The sequence below is a fragment of the Burkholderia sp. 22088 genome (assembly GCF_052045915.1).
Lineage (GTDB): Bacteria > Pseudomonadota > Gammaproteobacteria > Burkholderiales > Burkholderiaceae > Burkholderia > Burkholderia cepacia.
Map to the genome: position 1 here is coordinate 60451 of NZ_JBQEPY010000005.1, position 16037 is coordinate 76487.

The window sequence follows — 16037 nt, forward strand, 5'->3', positions numbered from 1 at the left end:
GACATGAATATCGAAGCACTGGCTGCCCGACTGGCGCAGACGTTCGGTCCGCAGAGTCTGGCCGGACTGGCGCTCGCCGAATTGAAGCGCTGTCGGGCGAATGGCGAGCGTGCGGCCCTCATTCTGGAAAAGGGCACATTTGCCGTTGTGCACGACAGACTCAATCCCGACGATTTGCCCACTACCGTCAGGAAGCCAGCATTCGATTGCAGGGATCGCGTGGATGGCGGTAGCGGCAGACGCCTGCGATACCTCGCGCATTCGAACGGTTACGTCATCGTGTGCTGGACCGAGGGCACGCCTTTCGTTGTAAACGAACGGCACTGGCTTGTGATGAGGGTCTGCTCGCATCGCCATCGGATGTCGCCGGCGTGATCCCCGACCAGGCCGTGCTGCCGCTCGTCGCCACGAAAAGCCGCATCCTCGCCGGCGCGAGCCTCGCGACGTTCGACGCGGAAATCGTGGCGGGGCTTTCGATCGAGACCGTCCGCCTGTGGGCGTCGCTTCCCCGCATGCAGATCGCCGTCCGGAATGACTCCGGGGTTCCCTATCGCATGATCGCCGTCGAATCGATGCGCCAGTGGCACTGCTTGATCCAGTGGTTCCAGGATAACCGGTTCGCGGATGAACTTTCCGGCCGTTGCTTTTCCCGAAACAAATTCGACGCCATCTTCCGCAAGTTAGTGTGACCGGCGCGTCTAGCGGGCAGGGCATCCATACGATGCCGCCTTCAATCGAACTTGAAAAGGCAATCTTTCTCGATCACTTTACCGCCCTTCATCAAGATGCTTCGCGGAAAATCGTGGAGGGCTTGAGGGCGATTGCGTAATCTGACGCCTGACCTTAAAGGGAGCGGGAAAGATAATTACTCGACCCTAGGCACTTCAGGCGCCGGGTTGCTGGGCGAGTTATTGGTTAAAGCGTGGGGAATGGCCGATCCGATTGGCCGGTGAGTGCTGTGGGTTGGGGGGGATGGATGGCTCGCGCGACACGTTTCGAACCTGCATCGAACAGTTGCCTGAAGGCATCGCCGCGCGCATCGAAACGGTCACCATCGACATGACTACGGCCTATGAGCTGGGGATCAAGGCACAGTGCCCGCAAGCAGAAATCATCTTTGATCTGTATCGCGTCGCGGCAAAGTTCTACCGCAAGCCGGCCTGGGCGAAAAAGGCTTGGGAGGCAATGATTCGAACAGGCTCGGGAAAGCGGGATGGCCGCCCTGCAAAAGTTCGCCGGACGTTTGCAGGGCTACTGGCATGGAATCGTGACCCGAACGGAACAGCGCGGATCAAGGCCATTGCCGAATTCTTGATCCGCCTGTGCCAGTAGGCCCGATGCCGGAACGTCGGCGACGTAGCCTGCGGGACGCGCGCACGACAACGCGGAGCGCGAATGTCATGCTCCGCCTGTGTCGGGAGCAACGCCGTATCATGATCACAGTGCGTGCTCAATTCGGCGGATAGGCCATACCCCAGCGCTTTCTCGAATCGGCGATCCGTTGCTTCGCGGTCCGCAATCGTTCTTGCTCGGTCGGGCACGTATGCGTCGGCACTTCGGGCGCGGCGGGCATACCGTCGTCCGTTGCATTGTCCTGCTCGTATTTACGGCGTTGCTGCCCGACAGCGTCGTCTTTCTGCTTGCGGTCGTTCATCTGCCTGCTCCCGTGAATTCGCCTTGCGCGGGCGTATCGGCATCGACGACGCACGCGTGTCGAATACAGGATGACCGGGCCGGACGAAGAAGTCGGTACGATGCCGCGCAGTGTCGGCCAGCGCCGTTGCTGACGGATTCCTAGAGCCGCTTCAGGTCAGGAAGCAGGCGATCGAATTCGCGTTTGACCACGCTGTAGCATTCGCACACACGCTTTTCGAGCCCGGGTCGGTCCAGCACCTCGATATGGCCGTAGTTGTAGCGGATGAGGCCAGCGTCCTGCAGTTTCAATGCCGCTTCCGTCACGCCCGACCTGCGCACGCCCAGCATGTTGGCGATCAGCTCCTGCGTCATGCGCAACTGGTTCGATGGCAGACGGTCGAGGCTGAGCAGCAGCCAGCGACACAGCTGCTGATCGATCGAGTGATGACGGTTGCATACCGCGGTCTGCGCCATCTGCGTGATGAGCGCCTGCGTATAGCGCAACAACAGACGCTGCATCGAGTTGCCGCGCCGGAATTCTTCTTTCAGGACGCTCGCGTCGAGCCGGTAGGCCTGCCCAGCGCTTTGCACGACGGCGCGACTCGGCGTCGTTTCACCACCCATGAACAGCGACACGCCGATCATGCCCTCATGCCCGACGATCGCGATTTCCGCAGACGAGCCATCCTCCATCACGTACAGCAGCGACACGATCGTCGTGGTCGGAAAATAGACGTGATGAAGCTGGCCGCCCGATTCGTACAGCACTTTCCCGAGCGGCATGTCGACGATCGTCAGGTTCGGGATGATGCGTGCAAGCTCGTTCTCCGGCAGTGCGGCAAGCAGGTGATTTTCAGTGATGGGGGGGATGTCTGGCATGCGTGGTTCCTAGGCTCGCATCTGGCGGGATGGCGTTGTCTGGTCGCTTCGAGCGCAGCGGGGAGTGAGCGGGATTCACTATCGTATCTCGTCGTTCGCAGCTTGACGGTACGGTAGCTGAAAATAAGCCCGATTTCCTGACGAGCCAGGGACGGCCGTGATCGGCAAGGCTCAGGGAGCTGTTCGCCGCGCGATGTCGACTACAAGGAAGTCAGGTCAACGCCGGCTTTGGCGCCGGGCGCGGTGCAAGCGGCGCTTCCGTGAGACGGTCGGCCGGCATCCAGTCCGGTACGTTAGCGGACGGACTTCGCGCGATTTACCCCCCATCGTGATTCGACGTCTCGAATTTCATCGGGACGTCAGCCCAGGGGGTTCCGCGCGCCGTGCGGGATCGGACAGCGTAGCGGCGACCCGAGGAGATGATCATGAGAAAGCTACATTCCGTGCCGGTCGGGACGGCGATAGTCACCATAACGATGATCGTACTGGCGGGTTGCGGCGACATGTCCCACCGCGGAACGGATACCGTGATCGGGGCGGGTGTCGGCGGCGTCGCCGGTGCGGTCCTGACGGGCGGCAGTGCGTTGGGCACCGTTGGCGGTGCCGCCGTCGGAGGGGTTGTCGGCAATCAGGTCGGGAAATAGGAGGCTCGTCGAAGGGCAGGGAATCGGCACGCGCACGCGTCGTCACGGCGAAGCGTGCGCGGATACCAGTGTGGCGCGGAGTGCGAACGGAATGTCGGCATTTCTTCTGAACGGCGAACTGAGGCTGTCCTGGTTGCAGCTTGCGTGGGTCGTGTTCGTGCTCACGCATGTCACCATCATCAGCGTGACCGTGTACCTGCACCGCTGCCAGGCGCACCGGGCGCTGGATCTGCACCCGTGCATCAGTCACTTCTTCCGGTTCTGGCTGTGGTTGACGACCGGCATGCTGACCTCGCAATGGGTCGCGGTGCATCGCAAGCATCACGCGCGGAGCGAGACCCCGGACGATCCGCATAGCCCGCGAACCCGCGGCCTCGCGACCGTGCTGCTGCGCGGCGCGGAACTGTACCGTGCGGAAGTGCGGAACGAGGAAACGGCGCGCAGATACGGATCGGGGACGCCGGACGACTGGCTCGAACGCCACGTCTATGCCCGCTATCCGAATCTCGGCGTCGGGCTGCTGGTCGTGATCGACGTCGGGCTGTTCGGGTTGCCCGGCGTGGCGGCGTGGGCGATCCAGATGATATGGATTCCGTTCTGGGCCGGTGGCGTGATCAATGGCTTAGGCCATTTCAGCGGCTATCGGAATTTCGCGACACCCGATGCGAGTACCAACCTTTTCCCGCTGGGCATCCTGATCGGCGGCGAAGAGCTGCACAACAATCATCACGCGTACGTGACGTCCGCCAGGCTGTCGAATCGCTGGTTCGAGTTCGATATCGGCTGGGCGTACATCCGCCTGCTGGCGGCATTGCGGCTGGCGACCGTTCGGCGAGTCGCAACGCAGCCGCGCCTGCTCCCGGTCAAGGCAGTCGCCGACGACGCGACGCTGCAAGCGGTCATCCGCAACCGGCATGCGGTGATGGCCGCCTTTGCGCGCACGCTCGAGTCCGCCTGCCGGCGGGAACTGCGCCGCGTCGAGGACATGAGTCGAGACGACAAGCGCGCGTTCGCGCTCGGCATGAAACACTGGCTGCGCCAGGCCTGGGGCCATCGGAACAAGCCCGACCTGCGCGTGCTGACGAGCCCCAATGCCAACCGGCGAATACGCGTGTATGTGGATATGTACGACGCGTTGCTCGAGCTATGGACGTGGCCACACGCGTCGCACGAGCAATTGCTGGCTCAGTTACAGGATTGGTGCCGCTGCGCGGAGCAGAGCGGCATCGACGCGATCGCCGAATTCTCGATACACCTGCGCCGGTATGCGTGATCCCGGCCCGCCCGCGACCTGCGGTGCGGGACCGGTGTGCCACGGCGCGTGGCGCATCCGTCGCTCATCTCGCCCGATTGTCGGGGCGCAAATAACGCCACTTGCTCGCATTGGAGTTGATGCCGGCATCCTGACGGATGCGCTTTTCGGCGCGTTCGACATCGGCACGCGCGAGATCGTCCCGCTGTTTTTTCCGGGTCGCGTCATCGCGCCGGTCGATCGAGGTGCTTGAGTAATATTTCATGGATCGCTCCTGAGTGAGATGTGCTCGCGTCGCGAGACGCCGCATCGAGTCCGATGCGGCGGATGGATCAGATCGCCGTAGGGGCGATTCTGCCGTCGACGATGTCCTTGCCGAATTGCATCGCCAGATCGAGGGCGAGCGCCGCCGTTTGCGGAGCGCCATGCTCGAAAATGGTCGAGTAACGCGGCGCCGTTGCCGAGGTCGACGGAATCGTGTCGATGCGTACGATTGAACCGAAACGTTTCGGACCGGGGGCGTGGGGATCGCCGAACGGCGGGAAAAGCATTTGTGAATAGACGCGGAGTTCACGGCCGCGATATTCGAGAGTGGGAATGGTCATGATGTGCTCCTGACAGAGCGACCGTTGGCGCCGAAGGATTCGAGGGCGCCGATGCCTTGACAACGAACCGGCAGGTCTCTGTAGTGTGCGCGTTCAAAACCGGTTGCGCAATAAAAATATCGGATACCGAATCATATTGTCGATTCAGGTTGATCATCTGGCGTCAGCGAGGTGCCGCAAAACCTGCGTCCAAATAGTCGATACCGTACAGACCCGCGCGTGTCGCTCGGTTCAACATGAAGTCAATACCGAGGAGGCCGCCATGTGCATCCCACTTTCACCCGAGGTTGTCGAGACCCTCAAATCGCTTGATCGGATTCCCGATTCACAAGCCGATATTCCACGCGTCATAGCCGATGAACTGTTGACTCACGGGCTTGCATACGAGTCGCGCACCGGCGGTTCGATCAACATGACCGCCGCAGGCCGGCTGTGGCTGAATCGGTGCGCCGATTAGCGCGCACGCGTCGACCGGGTTTTTCCTGTACAACGATCCATGGACCCATGAGGCAACGATGAAAATCCAATCTACACGATGGTTTACGCTGGACCAATATGCGCCTGTGCGCGACGGATGGTATGAGGTTCGACTGGTGAGCGGAGACACGGCGTTTGCGAAGTTCGGCGACGGCGAATGGACGGAAAAGCCGATGCTCACCTTTACGCGCTGGCGAGGCTTGTGTTCCGATCCGGCCAAGTCGAGCGACCAGGAGACGCTTGCAGTGGATGCGACCGCAGATGCGACCGCGGCGAAAGGTGTCCGGGACGCGTGGGACACGTTCTTTCCCGGCGTGGGAGACGCGCAGCACAAGCCGCTTGCCGACGTGCACAGCGACCACCCTCGACGCATTGCGATATCTTGAAGGTCGGTCGGGAAGCGGGTAGCGCCGGATGTTGCCTGCACGCGCCGTCAACATCCGGTGAATTCGCGTCACGTTGCCCGATCGCGCGGTGCGATAGAACCGAACCGTTCGCGTGAGCATCCTACGGCCGCTTCCTGAGTTGCTCCTTCGCGTCACCGAATGACGCTTGCGTCTTTCCGATGACCTGTTCGACCTTGCCCTGCATCCTGGTCGATCGATTTCCCATGATTCTGCCGACCATTTCCTTCAGTTTGCCCTTCGCTTCCGCGATGCGGCCTCTCATCTGATCCCTGTTCATCATCTTGCTCCTTGACATGGATCGCATGTTTCACCGGTACGAAATCCTGAACCATCGAAGCGTCGTACTGGTGCTTCGGCGCGCGACAATCAGGATGCCGGAATACAGGTTGAGCGCGTTCGTGACGGAAGTCGGTACGATGCCGTACGTGAACCGGCACCGCCACGCGAGCAGGTGTATGCGGGCGGCTCCCGGGTCGATCGCTGCGAAGGGTGGTTGTCTGTTTTTACATGCTTGGTACGCTTTCGTACCGCATTCACGTTCGCCAGTGTGTAGCGTCGGGGATATCCACGAACTGCCTGAGGCGAATCATGCAGCGAAAAACACTTACATGAGGTACGCAGGGATCGCGTCTTGCTATCTGCGTCGTGGTGCAGGGATGCACGACGACCGGCACATCCGACGCGAGCGGCCGCCAGATCGACGAATGCCACATCACCGCCGCCGGCGTCGGCTCGCTCCTTGCGCGCTCTTGCGCGACCGCCAAGAGCCCGCGTGTCGCCTGGGTCAAGTCGCTGTAACGAGCATCGGAGGCAGCGCGGATTCGTATCCATCTGTCGTTTTCAATCTTGCGGAGGGCATATGCACATCCTCACGAGCGCAGGCCCACTGGTTTCGCTGATCGCCGGCATTCTGATTCTCGTCGTGCCGCGGCTGTTGAATTACATCGTTGCGATCTACCTGATCGTCATCGGGTTGCTCGGTTTGTTCGGAGGGCATCTCCACTGAACCGGGTCCCGTCACCCGAAAAAGCAGGTGACGAACTTCGCAGGTGGTACCCACGATCGTCGGCTCGTCGGTGTCGACAGGTCGATCCGTCGCGCGGTGCCGTGCGTCCGGTACGTCGCCGGACATACTCCACGCCCGCGTCCGCCTACCTTGATATCGAAAGAGTCGATGCACGTCCCGAACCGGGTGCATCGCGCACGAGCCCTGCATGAAGAAGCAGGACGACTTCCGTCCGGGTAACTCCGGCATTCGAGAGGCGACCCCGCGAATTTCGACGCGACCGGCGACGAACGGCGCGTGCGCGCGTCGACGTGGAATCGCTCGGGAGCGTTTCGACGGAAACATCGGTTCGATTGCATTCGGCGAGGCCAACGATGCGGACGCATCGCGGCATGACTGGCCGGATTGATTGAAGAGAGACGGCATGTCACTGGGACTACTTCTACTGATCGTTGCCGTGCTGCTGATGGTCGGGATGATCCCGACCCGGCGCTACAGCAACGGCTGGGGTTATGGTCCAAGCGGATTGCTGGGCTTGGTATTGGTCGTGTTACTCATACTGATGCGGCTGGGCAGGCTGTGACGCGGGACATCATCGACGCTGCAAGTTCATGGAAGGACTGTCGCCCGGCACCTTGAGTGTCGGGTGTGGCATCGCGCCAAACCGTTCGACCAGCCCACGCATCGCGTCACTACGCCCGTCCTGAGTCTCACGCATAACGACGCATCAGCGGCGCAGCTGAAATACCGTGCAGCACGATCGACACGGCGATGATGGCCAGTACCCACGGAACCATCGGCAACAGTTGCGCGCGCGGCTCTTGCTCGATGGCCAGCATCAGGTAATACAGGGAACCCACGCCGCGAATGCCGAACCAGCTGATCAGCCGGCGCTGGTGGTGCGACGCCCGGGAGCCGATCAGCGCAAGCTGGGTGGCGGCCGGCCGGATGACGAACAGCAGTGTCGCGACCACGGCCGCGCCCGCCCAGGTGAGCATGTCAGCCCAATACCGTGAGACGAGCGCGCCGATCAGCAGGATCAGGACGGCTTCGACGATGTGTTCAAGCTCGATTGTGAATCCCATGACCGATTCCGCGACGAAGGCATGGGCTTTGTCGGGATCGGTGGCGGTGGCTTCGACATCTTCGCTGTTCACGACGCCGACCGTCTCCTTCGACGTCTTCTGGCCGCTCGTTCGATGTTCGACGCGCCGCATCGCGACGCCCGCCGCGAACACGGCCAGGAACCCGTAGCCATGAATGGCGAGCGCCACACCGTACGACAGCATGATCAGGCCGAGCGCGAAGAACCCTTCGAGGCCGAGCGCCTGGCTGTGACGGCTGCGCAGGAATGCGACGAGCCGGGCCGTGACGAAGCCGAGCAGCCAGCCTGCGCCCGCACCGGACGCGATACCCCATGCAATGCCGCCGACCATGCTCCAGTAAAGCGCCGACGTCGTGCCGGAACCGCACAAAAGCATGCCGAGTACCGCGCACGGGTAGGCCGTGCCGTCGTTGATCCCACCTTCGGCGGACAACGAAAAACGTACCAGCTCGACGTCACCCGCGTCGCGCACGCCGACGTCATGAGCGAGCACGGGGTCGGTCGGCGCGATCATCGCGCCGAGAAGTACCGCGACACCGAGATTCAAATTCAGCACCAGCACGCCGAGCGCGGCGATCGACGCCACGGTGAAGATCATTGCGACGACGCCGAGCCGCAGCGGCAGCATCCAGCGGGGATCGGCGGGCGGGACACGCAGCCTCAGGCCGATCGCGAACAGCGAGATCAGCAAGCCGATTTCGGCAGCAATGCGCAAGTTCGTGACGTCGTCCGGCAATTTCAGCGACAGGAAGCCGGTGCCGGCCGGTCCGACCAGAAAGCCGATCCCGAGATACACCATGGCCGCACTCAGCGGCAGGCGCTTAAGCGACGATCCGATGAGTCCCATGAAAATCAGCAGGGCTCCGAAGATGAGGCATCCGATCGTTTCGGTCACTTTGCATACCTCGCGTGGATCACGTTGTGCTCGCCGCGTGTCGGCCGCAGGTCGCCATGCGACGTCGTGGAGGGTGGTGCGCGGCACGCACGGGACGGCTCGCGCCGGACGGGGCGCCGATGCCCCCCGCGCCCGTCGCACAGTATCGCGCCGGGCGCCTGCATTGCGGCCGTCGCTGCCGGGAAGTGCCCCGCGCGCATGCGATGTACGGTAGCGGGCAGAGCGGCGCAGTGCTTCGGCATAGACTGTCCGCCGTTCCTCACGACAACCGGAGCATTGCCATGGCCCACACAGCAATCGAGGAAGACCTCCGTTCACTCGAACGACTCATTGCACGCGTCGCCCCCGGTGAGCCTGCGCCATGGGCACTCTGGCGAATTAGGCTGGAATCGATTCTCGAACACGGCAGTCCGACGCCATCTGAACGCATGCATGTCGTCAGCATCATCGCCCTTATTCTCATGCTCGAGCGCCGAGCCGGCAAGCCCGCCACCGCTTGAGCATGGCGGGTGGCGGAATGGGCGGCGCTTCGCGCGTTCGGTTGGTTGTGGAAGGTCCCGGCGCCCGCCGTCCGCCACGCGCATGCCGGCAGTCACGGCCGTGCGCGAACGAGAATGCGCCAGTGCCTTATACAGGAGAGCGGAGCGGATCACGTGGCGCATCGTGCCCGATGCCCAGTCGATGGTCGACGCGGTACTCGAAGCCGGTATGTGCCATGCCAGCTGCGGCCCGAACGGTTGATACGCGTACGGGCCGTCCACGGATCAGGCGAGCAGTTTCAGTGCGTGGTCGCAGACGTTCTCGACCGTGAAGCCGAAATCTCGCATCAGCTGGGCGCCCGGCGCCGACGCGCCGAAACCCGCGATGCCGAGTACGTCGCCACGATCGCCGACATAGCGGTGCCAGCCTTGTGACACACCCGCTTCGATCGCCAGCCGCGCGCCGACCGACTTCGGCAGCACGGCGTCCTGATATGGCTGGGGCTGAGCGTCGAATAATCTCCAACAGGGCAGCGACACCACCCGAACCGCTACGCCGCGCGCGAGCAATTCGACTTGTGCTGCCAGCGCGAGCGTGACTTCCGAGCCCGTCGCGATCAGGATCAGCGTGGGGTGGCCATCGGGGGCATCGGCCAAGACGTAGCCGCCACGCCGCAAGCCCTCGGCCGGCGCGAACCGGAGGCGATCGATGGTCGGCACGTCCTGGCGGGTCAGTACCAGCGCAGTCGGTCGCTCCCGCGCTTCGAGCGCCACACGCCACGCGACGGCGGTTTCATTGGCATCGGCCGGTCGAATCACCAGCAGGCCCGGGACCGCACGCAGTCCGGCAAGCTGCTCCATCGGCTGATGTGTCGCACCGTCCTCGCCGACGGCGAGACTGTCGTGCGTGAACACGTAGATCACCTGCAGACGCATCAATGCGGCGAGCCGGATCGGCGGACGCATGTAGTCGGAAAAGATCAGAAAGGTCGCGCCGAATGGCCGGATGCCGCCGTGGGCCGCCAAGCCGTTCAGGATCGCGCCCATCGCATGCTCGCGCACGCCGAAATGCAGATTGCGGCCGCTACGGCTCCAGCCGCCGCCGTCGGACCCTTGTCGGTCGAGCGCGTTCACGCCGGCGGCCTCGAAATCGCCGAGCCCGATTAGCGCGGTGAAGGTGGAGGGGTTTAGGTCGGCGGAGCCGCCGACCAGCGACGGGACGCGGGAGGCGAGGGCGTTCAACACCTTGCCGGATGCGACCCGCGTCGCCATGCCTTTCGGATCGGCCGGAAAGACCGGGATATCGCGGTCCCAACCGTCGGGCAGCTTGCCGTGCACAGTGTTCAGCAGCATCCGAGCCAGCTCGGGGAACGCGCGCGTATAGGCCTCGAACCGCGCGTTCCACTGCTCTTCCCGTACTCGCCCCTCCGCCAGCGCCCGGCGAAAATGCGCGAGCGCCGGTGGGGGAATATGAAACGCGGGATCGGGCGGCCAGCCGAGGTTGTGCTTGGTCAGGCGCACCTCGGCATCGCCGAGTGGCGATCCGTGAGCCTGGTACGTGTCTTGCCGGTTGGGCGAGCCATAGCCGAGATGCGTGCGCACGAGGATCAACGACGGACGTCGCTGCTCGGCGCGTGCGTTGACCAGCGCCGCATCGATGGCGGCCAGGTCGTTGCCGTCTTCGACCGTTTCGGTATGCCAGCCGTAGGCGTCGAACCGTTGTGCGCGATCTTCGGTGAAGGTGATCGCGGTGCCGGCGGACAGCGTGACGCGATTATCGTCGTACAGGCAGATCAGCTTGCCGAGCTGGAGATGGCCGGCAAGCGATGCCGCTTCCGCCGCGACGCCTTCCATCAGGTCGCCGTCGCTGACGAGTGCGTAGGTGCGGTGATCCACGATCTCGAAGCCGGGACGGTTGTAGCACGCGGCGAGCTGCGTTTCCGCCATCGCCATGCCGACGGCGTTGGCGAAACCCTGGCCGAGCGGGCCGGTCGTCGTCTCGACACCCGGAGTGAGGCCGCGCTCCGGATGGCCGGGCGTGAGGCTGCCCGATTGCCGGAAGCGGCCGATCTGATCTAGCGGCAGGTCGTAGCCGGTGAGGTGGAGCAGGCTGTACAACAGCATCGATCCATGTCCGGCCGACAGGATGAAGCGATCGCGATCGAACCATGCCGGATTGGCCGGGTGATGCTTGAGATGACGCATCCATAGCGCATAGGCCATCGGCGCGGCGCCGAGCGGCAGGCCTGGATGGCCGCTCGCCGCTTTCTGCACGGCATCGATCGACAGGAAGCGCAGCGTATTGATGCAGAGCGCATCGAGTGCCGCCCCTTGGATTGACGGGAAATCGGTTGAGGTCATGCAACTGCTCCTTGGCGTTCGGTCACGCAACATCCCAAACGGGATGGTGGTTGCGTTGACGGCCCGTCGTCCGCGTTATCGGTCTCGGGGCCAGTAGCCGTGCTTGCCGTAGAATTCGTGCAACTCGATTTCGTAGCTTCGATGCACGAGCTGCGAGTCGTCGTAGGGAGGGCTGCGGCGGATCGCGTCGCGCGTGAGCGTGGCCGACACCGTTTCCGTATGCCATTCCACCTGGTCAAGCCAGTGCGTCGCGATCAGGACTTCCTTGCCGGTCGACCACCAGCTCGACGTGTCGATCGCCAGATAGCGGATCACCCAGGCTTCATCGTCGTAAATGAAGTCGGACACGTGACCGATATGTCCGTCCGTGGCTTCGAGCCGATATCCGTCGACCTCGCCGGTGCTGCGCAAATGCGTATCCGCCGGCGCACTGGCCGGCGCGCCGTGCGAGAACAGCGGGTCGCCGGCATCGAGATCCTGCGACGGTCCGGCCGGATCGAAAGCCGGGTAAGCACCCATCCCCCAAAGGTTCGGGCCGCCCCAGTAAGTCGGGTAGTTGTAGTAACGCAGGTACTCGATCTCGTGCTGGCGCGATACCGGCTTGTGCGTGTCCAGATTCGGGCTGTCTCTCACCTGCTCTTGCGACAGACTGACATATAGCGTGCGGCATTCGGGATGTGTTACGGAATATGGCGAGATTAGAACCCGTCTGTCGTGCAGCCAGTCGCCCGTCTCGACGACGAGGTAGCGAATACACCAGTTGTCGTCGTCGAAGTAGGCCTGGTTAATGTGCCCGATATCGCCGTCCTTCGCTCGAACCGTGTCTCCGTGCAACCTTCGGATGCTTCGCAACATGATGTCCTCGTCAGAGCGATGCCCGGCACTTCGGTGATCCGGCTGACCTGCCTGCCGTGCAGTGGTATCCAGCCGTTCGCCCGCCGATGCGGAGCGATGCCTGCCAAGCGCGTCCCCTCGGGTGGCCGGCATGATTGAGACGCTACACGCGACGAATGCCCGATGCGGTACGAAACCGTACAATGCGCGCACGGGCGCGAACCCCCCTCCCGGCATGTCGCGACACCTCCTCGCCAGCTTCGTCATCAGGATCACGAAGCAGTGAGGATCGCCACATCCACGTGCCGCCAGGTGTACCCGTCCGCCGGACTGGATTCGTACGTCAACGCAGCCGCAGCGGGATGAACAGCGAGACGCCGGGCGCCGGTGCCGGCTCGTAAACCATCGGAGGCGCGGCATAAGCGTCATCCTCGCCATCGTAATAGCCGTCGCCTCCATGCCGGTGATGGTCGTAGTAGCGACCGCCCTGATGTGTCATGCGCGCGTGATTGCCCTTGTCCCAGCCGTGATTCATTCTCTCCGCATGCAACTGCGGTGCAACGACAAGGCAGCCGAACGCAACGATCATGCCGACGAGCCGCGTGCCTGATCTCGGCGCCACCGTGTTTCGACGTGCGTGTCCGGCAGAAACGTCCATCATGTTCTCCCGTGTACGATCCGCAATCTGCCGGTCAGCGGCTGTCATCGACAGTCGGTATCGGCAGAAGGTCCGGAACTATTGCTCCTTGATCAGGTGGCGACCGTTGCCACGGAAAATCGCATTCGCGTTCTGCTTTTACGTATCGGACATCTTGTCGTAAAGCGGCTGAAACGCCGTGGTCAGCTTTTTGACGCCATCTGCGTGCACGTTGGTGACTTCGCCATAGGAATGAAGATCGCCCATCGCGCTCATGTCGTTCGCGTGATCGCTACGTGCCTTCCTGAGCGATTCCATCGCGTTCGCGTTGTCGCGCATCACCTGCGCCACCGGCTGCCACAGCGATTCCTGGCCAGGCGTGATGCCAAGCCGCTGGTGCAGGCTGTTGATGCGCCCGTCGATCGACCTTTGCGCCGCCACGGGCATGATGTGGGGCGGTGCTTGATCCGGTGCGGAGCCGCGGGCATTCGAGAGTGAGGGGAAGACGGCCGCGCCGAGGGCGACTGTCGCCGCCACGGAGAACTCGCCGGCAATCTGTCGGGGGAGAGCGAGAAGAACGAGTGTCGTGGCGGATCCTGGTGAAAAATTGGGAAGAAGTCGACGTACCGCGACGCATCCGGTCGGCGGCGAATTTCGGCCCGGTAGCCCAGCTATACGCGGGATGCGCGGGCTCAGTCTGTCCGATGCCGGACGGTTTGCCGGTGTACGTGGCCGTTTCGCGATGTCCGGCGGATCACGCTCGCACCGGGCGGAATATTCCAATCGGGCCTATGCTGGCATCGTGACCGGAGGCGTTTCACGCTGGTGGGCCAGATGAATCCGGCCCGATCCGACCATCAACTCCACGGAGGCGGTTATGCGCAGCAGGTATCGAGAGCAGCATACGAACGGTGGCAAGAGCGAGCGCAATGTCGACGAGGCGGTGGAGGGGACGTTCCCCGCCAGCGATCCGCCGTCGATCGGTGGTGTCACGAGGATGATCTCCCGCCCGGCCCATCGAAAGCATCACCGGAAGTCGTTGCACATCAAGCACCGCTAGCGCAGGGGCAGCGCCCTGCGAGACTACGAAGGATCGAGTCGTCGCCGGTATTCGGCGATATCGATAAGCGTGGCGGAATCGGTCGGAGCGTCGGCGAGCCAATATTCCCGAGGTGCTCGGGTACGGAACCGTACCGACTTCCAATGCCGGTGCGCGCAGCGTTTCCTCGTGCGTCGAGTGCCGCTTTCGATGTCGAGGCCGTGTACGAGACGGATATTCCCGGAACTTGTCCAAGGAGGACATCATGAGGATGCTCCACACCCCCGACCGATCCGGGGATGACGGCAACGGGGGCAAGCTCGTCGAACGCGATGCTGGCGATGAACCCGGTCATATGGTGACGACCGCCGATGTCCTGAGGGGCAGCAAGATCATCGCGTCGGACGGTGAGGATATCGGCAACGTGTTCGACATCGTGCTCGATTTGCACCACGGCAAAATTGCCTACGCGGTAGCGTCCAGCGGCGGCATGGGCGAGATGCTTTGTGCCATTCCGTGGAGTGCGATGAAATACGATGTCGGTGACAAATGTTTCCACCTGGACGTGACCGCCGCGCATGTCAAAAGCACCCCTGGCTTCGACGACGAGCATTGGCCGGTGATGACGCAATCGCAGTGGGGATTGTCGCTTCACCAGTACTACAATCGGGCGCCGTACTGGGTCGTCGGATGAGGCGAGGTTGGCGGCAAGGTGTCGATCGGCCGCTTCCGGGCCTTCTCGGGCATCGAGTGCAGTTGCGGGGAAGGCCGGCACGATGCGGCTCAGTGGCGGCTAGAGTCTCTTCAGATCGGGAAGCAGGCGATCGAATTCGCGTTTGACCACCGCATAGCATTCGCACACGCGCGTTTCGAGCCCGGGTCGGTCCAGCACTTCGATATGGCCGTAGTTGTAGCGGATGAGGCCCGCGTCCTGCAGCTTCAATGCAGCCTCCGTCACGCCCGACCGCCGCACGCCCAGCATGTTGGCGATCAGTTCCTGCGTCATGCGCAACTGGTTCGACGGCAGGCGGTCGAGACTGAGCAGCAGCCAGCGGCACAGCTGCTGATCGATGGAATGATGGCGGTTGCACACCGCGGTCTGCGCCATCTGCGTGATGAGCGCCTGCGTATAGCGCAACAACAGGCGTTGCATCGCATTGCCACGCCTGAATTCTTCTTTCAGGACGCTCGCGTCGAGCCGGTAGGCCTGCCCAGCGCTTTGCACGACGGCGCGACTCGGCGTCGTTTCGCCGCCCATGAACAGCGACACACCGATCATGCCCTCATGCCCGACGATCGCGATTTCCGCAGACGAGCCGTCCTCCATCACGTACAGCAGCGACACGATCGACGTGGTCGGAAAATAGACGTGATGAAGCTGGCCGCCCGACTCGTACAGCACCTTTCCCAACGGCATGTCGACGAGCGTCAGGTAAGCGGCGAGGTGAGCGCGTTCGTTTTCCGGCAGCGCGGCAAGCAGGTGATTTTCGGTGATGGGCGGGTTGTCCTGCATGCGTGGCTCCTGCGCTCGCGCTCGGGCGACGATGAAGAATCCAGCCATTAGGGGCGCAGTGGGAATCGGCGGGAGAGGCCAATCCTCACACTTTACCGATCCGACGACCGGACGGGATGGCGGCAGCAATATGTCCCTTTTCTCGATGAGTTCGGGAGACCGTTCGAGCGGGAATCCTGCATCAAAAATTATAGTGCCGGCACATGTCTCATCAAGGTGGGCGCAATCACGCGCACTCGATACGGAACCGATATTTCACGGAGCAGTTG

Annotated in this window: 22 protein-coding genes and 1 pseudogene; 12 read left to right on the forward strand and 11 right to left on the reverse strand. The window is 62.9% G+C overall.

From position 1 onward, the window contains the following. Positions 1-3 precede the first annotated feature (3 nt). From ACTJLD_RS11030 to ACTJLD_RS11040, 3 genes and pseudogenes are all read left to right on the forward strand, one after another. The gene (locus ACTJLD_RS11030; RefSeq protein ID WP_127479540.1) at positions 4-375 is read left to right on the forward strand and encodes a hypothetical protein; all 372 of its coding nucleotides are present in this window, start codon (positions 4-6) and stop codon (positions 373-375) included. Beyond that, positions 372-689, forward strand: a complete 318-nt coding sequence (locus ACTJLD_RS11035; protein ID WP_226153369.1) for a hypothetical protein — start codon at positions 372-374, stop codon at positions 687-689. Before ACTJLD_RS11030 ends, ACTJLD_RS11035 begins: the two co-directional genes overlap by 4 nt. A gap of 240 nt (positions 690-929) precedes the next feature. Further along, positions 930-1276: pseudogene (locus tag ACTJLD_RS11040) on the forward strand (transposase); the annotation flags it as partial. 174 nt (positions 1277-1450) lie between these two features. Here ACTJLD_RS11040 and ACTJLD_RS11045 read toward each other — a convergent pair. Continuing rightward, entirely contained in the window at positions 1451-1654 is a 204-nt protein-coding gene (locus tag ACTJLD_RS11045) for a hypothetical protein (RefSeq protein ID WP_006413539.1), read from the reverse strand. 140 nt (positions 1655-1794) lie between these two features. After that, entirely contained in the window at positions 1795-2514 is a 720-nt protein-coding gene (locus tag ACTJLD_RS11050) for a Crp/Fnr family transcriptional regulator (protein WP_011548853.1), read from the reverse strand. 425 nt (positions 2515-2939) lie between these two features. On the opposite strand from ACTJLD_RS11050, the gene ACTJLD_RS11055 reads away from it, so the two are divergent. After that, complete coding sequence (locus tag ACTJLD_RS11055) at positions 2940-3158, forward strand: glycine zipper 2TM domain-containing protein (protein WP_059236745.1); 219 nt, start codon at positions 2940-2942, stop codon at positions 3156-3158. Positions 3159-3249: 91 nt separating this feature from the next. Further along, positions 3250-4431, forward strand: coding sequence for a DesA family fatty acid desaturase (locus tag ACTJLD_RS11060; RefSeq protein WP_027792669.1), 1182 nt, complete (start codon positions 3250-3252; stop codon positions 4429-4431). Positions 4432-4495: 64 nt separating this feature from the next. Here the strand turns inward: ACTJLD_RS11060 and ACTJLD_RS11065 are convergent, their stop codons facing one another. Then, a complete protein-coding gene (locus ACTJLD_RS11065) occupies positions 4496-4675 on the reverse strand; it encodes a hypothetical protein (protein ID WP_006413543.1) in 180 nt (59 codons plus the stop codon). A 67-nt stretch (positions 4676-4742) separates the two neighbouring features. Then, positions 4743-5015 (reverse strand): hypothetical protein, encoded by a 273-nt coding sequence (locus ACTJLD_RS11070; protein ID WP_006413577.1) that lies wholly within the window; start codon positions 5013-5015, stop codon positions 4743-4745. Positions 5016-5277: 262 nt separating this feature from the next. Between ACTJLD_RS11070 and ACTJLD_RS11075 the strand changes: the two genes are divergently transcribed. Both ACTJLD_RS11075 and ACTJLD_RS11080 read left to right on the forward strand, forming a co-directional pair. Next, on the forward strand, positions 5278-5472 hold the full coding sequence (locus ACTJLD_RS11075) for a hypothetical protein (RefSeq protein WP_034196223.1): 195 nt from the start codon (positions 5278-5280) through the stop codon (positions 5470-5472). 58 nt (positions 5473-5530) lie between these two features. Continuing rightward, positions 5531-5878 (forward strand): hypothetical protein, encoded by a 348-nt coding sequence (locus ACTJLD_RS11080; protein WP_011548858.1) that lies wholly within the window; start codon positions 5531-5533, stop codon positions 5876-5878. Positions 5879-5999: 121 nt separating this feature from the next. On the opposite strand, the gene ACTJLD_RS11085 is transcribed toward ACTJLD_RS11080, so the two are convergent. After that, positions 6000-6176, reverse strand: a complete 177-nt coding sequence (locus tag ACTJLD_RS11085) for a CsbD family protein (RefSeq protein WP_027792671.1) — start codon at positions 6174-6176, stop codon at positions 6000-6002. A gap of 582 nt (positions 6177-6758) precedes the next feature. Here ACTJLD_RS11085 and ACTJLD_RS11090 point away from each other — a divergent pair. From ACTJLD_RS11090 to ACTJLD_RS11100, 3 genes are all read left to right on the forward strand, one after another. Continuing rightward, positions 6759-6905, forward strand: coding sequence for a DUF3096 domain-containing protein (locus tag ACTJLD_RS11090; RefSeq protein WP_006413561.1), 147 nt, complete (start codon positions 6759-6761; stop codon positions 6903-6905). Positions 6906-7113: 208 nt separating this feature from the next. After that, on the forward strand, positions 7114-7314 hold the full coding sequence (locus ACTJLD_RS11095; protein WP_006413579.1) for a hypothetical protein: 201 nt from the start codon (positions 7114-7116) through the stop codon (positions 7312-7314). Between the two features lie 15 nt (positions 7315-7329). Then, complete coding sequence (locus ACTJLD_RS11100; RefSeq protein WP_088924800.1) at positions 7330-7488, forward strand: DUF3309 family protein; 159 nt, start codon at positions 7330-7332, stop codon at positions 7486-7488. Between the two features lie 127 nt (positions 7489-7615). Here ACTJLD_RS11100 and ACTJLD_RS11105 read toward each other — a convergent pair whose 3' ends face one another. The 5 genes from ACTJLD_RS11105 to ACTJLD_RS11125 all read right to left on the reverse strand — a co-directional run bounded on the left by ACTJLD_RS11105 (position 7616) and on the right by ACTJLD_RS11125 (position 13753). Beyond that, on the reverse strand, positions 7616-8905 hold the full coding sequence (locus ACTJLD_RS11105) for a cation:proton antiporter (RefSeq protein ID WP_125381367.1): 1290 nt from the start codon (positions 8903-8905) through the stop codon (positions 7616-7618). A 764-nt stretch (positions 8906-9669) separates the two neighbouring features. Next, positions 9670-11745, reverse strand: coding sequence for a transketolase (gene tkt / locus ACTJLD_RS11110; RefSeq protein WP_234743371.1), 2076 nt, complete (start codon positions 11743-11745; stop codon positions 9670-9672). Positions 11746-11820: 75 nt separating this feature from the next. After that, positions 11821-12600, reverse strand: a complete 780-nt coding sequence (locus ACTJLD_RS11115; protein ID WP_440658743.1) for a PRC-barrel domain-containing protein — start codon at positions 12598-12600, stop codon at positions 11821-11823. Positions 12601-12922: 322 nt separating this feature from the next. Further along, on the reverse strand, positions 12923-13285 hold the full coding sequence (locus ACTJLD_RS11120) for a hypothetical protein (protein WP_226153368.1): 363 nt from the start codon (positions 13283-13285) through the stop codon (positions 12923-12925). A 90-nt stretch (positions 13286-13375) separates the two neighbouring features. Continuing rightward, complete coding sequence (locus ACTJLD_RS11125; protein WP_011548864.1) at positions 13376-13753, reverse strand: Spy/CpxP family protein refolding chaperone; 378 nt, start codon at positions 13751-13753, stop codon at positions 13376-13378. A 340-nt stretch (positions 13754-14093) separates the two neighbouring features. Here ACTJLD_RS11125 and ACTJLD_RS11130 point away from each other — a divergent pair, with 340 nt between their 5' ends. Further along, on the forward strand, positions 14094-14276 hold the full coding sequence (locus tag ACTJLD_RS11130; RefSeq protein WP_011548865.1) for a hypothetical protein: 183 nt from the start codon (positions 14094-14096) through the stop codon (positions 14274-14276). A gap of 244 nt (positions 14277-14520) precedes the next feature. Further along, positions 14521-14949 carry a PRC-barrel domain-containing protein gene (locus ACTJLD_RS11135; RefSeq protein WP_027792673.1) on the forward strand — a complete coding sequence of 143 codons (429 nt, stop codon included), beginning with the start codon at positions 14521-14523 and terminating at the stop codon, positions 14947-14949. Positions 14950-15048: 99 nt separating this feature from the next. On the opposite strand, the gene ACTJLD_RS11140 is transcribed toward ACTJLD_RS11135, so the two are convergent. Continuing rightward, a complete protein-coding gene (locus ACTJLD_RS11140; protein WP_234743372.1) occupies positions 15049-15768 on the reverse strand; it encodes a Crp/Fnr family transcriptional regulator in 720 nt (239 codons plus the stop codon). Positions 15769-16037: the final 269 nt, after the last annotated feature.

Bases quoted from the DNA above. Each gene is read 5' to 3' on its own strand.
- ACTJLD_RS11045 (WP_006413539.1), bottom strand. From the start codon at position 1,654: ATGAACGACCGCAAGCAGAAAGACGACGCTGTCGGGCAGCAACGCCGT.
- ACTJLD_RS11100 (WP_088924800.1), top strand. From the start codon at position 7,330: ATGTCACTGGGACTACTTCTACTGATCGTTGCCGTGCTGCTGATGGTC.
- ACTJLD_RS11070 (WP_006413577.1), bottom strand. From the start codon at position 5,015: ATGACCATTCCCACTCTCGAATATCGCGGCCGTGAACTCCGCGTCTAT.
- ACTJLD_RS11095 (WP_006413579.1), top strand. From the start codon at position 7,114: ATGAAGAAGCAGGACGACTTCCGTCCGGGTAACTCCGGCATTCGAGAG.
- ACTJLD_RS11055 (WP_059236745.1), top strand. From the start codon at position 2,940: ATGAGAAAGCTACATTCCGTGCCGGTCGGGACGGCGATAGTCACCATA.
- ACTJLD_RS11050 (WP_011548853.1), bottom strand. From the start codon at position 2,514: ATGCCAGACATCCCCCCCATCACTGAAAATCACCTGCTTGCCGCACTG.
- ACTJLD_RS11090 (WP_006413561.1), top strand. From the start codon at position 6,759: ATGCACATCCTCACGAGCGCAGGCCCACTGGTTTCGCTGATCGCCGGC.
- tkt (WP_234743371.1), bottom strand. From the start codon at position 11,745: ATGACCTCAACCGATTTCCCGTCAATCCAAGGGGCGGCACTCGATGCG.
- ACTJLD_RS11075 (WP_034196223.1), top strand. From the start codon at position 5,278: ATGTGCATCCCACTTTCACCCGAGGTTGTCGAGACCCTCAAATCGCTT.
- ACTJLD_RS11130 (WP_011548865.1), top strand. From the start codon at position 14,094: ATGCGCAGCAGGTATCGAGAGCAGCATACGAACGGTGGCAAGAGCGAG.
- ACTJLD_RS11085 (WP_027792671.1), bottom strand. From the start codon at position 6,176: ATGAACAGGGATCAGATGAGAGGCCGCATCGCGGAAGCGAAGGGCAAA.
- ACTJLD_RS11080 (WP_011548858.1), top strand. From the start codon at position 5,531: ATGAAAATCCAATCTACACGATGGTTTACGCTGGACCAATATGCGCCT.
- ACTJLD_RS11060 (WP_027792669.1), top strand. From the start codon at position 3,250: ATGTCGGCATTTCTTCTGAACGGCGAACTGAGGCTGTCCTGGTTGCAG.
- ACTJLD_RS11065 (WP_006413543.1), bottom strand. From the start codon at position 4,675: ATGAAATATTACTCAAGCACCTCGATCGACCGGCGCGATGACGCGACC.
- ACTJLD_RS11140 (WP_234743372.1), bottom strand. From the start codon at position 15,768: ATGCAGGACAACCCGCCCATCACCGAAAATCACCTGCTTGCCGCGCTG.
- ACTJLD_RS11135 (WP_027792673.1), top strand. From the start codon at position 14,521: ATGAGGATGCTCCACACCCCCGACCGATCCGGGGATGACGGCAACGGG.
- ACTJLD_RS11115 (WP_440658743.1), bottom strand. From the start codon at position 12,600: ATGTTGCGAAGCATCCGAAGGTTGCACGGAGACACGGTTCGAGCGAAG.
- ACTJLD_RS11030 (WP_127479540.1), top strand. From the start codon at position 4: ATGAATATCGAAGCACTGGCTGCCCGACTGGCGCAGACGTTCGGTCCG.
- ACTJLD_RS11120 (WP_226153368.1), bottom strand. From the start codon at position 13,285: ATGACAGCCGCTGACCGGCAGATTGCGGATCGTACACGGGAGAACATG.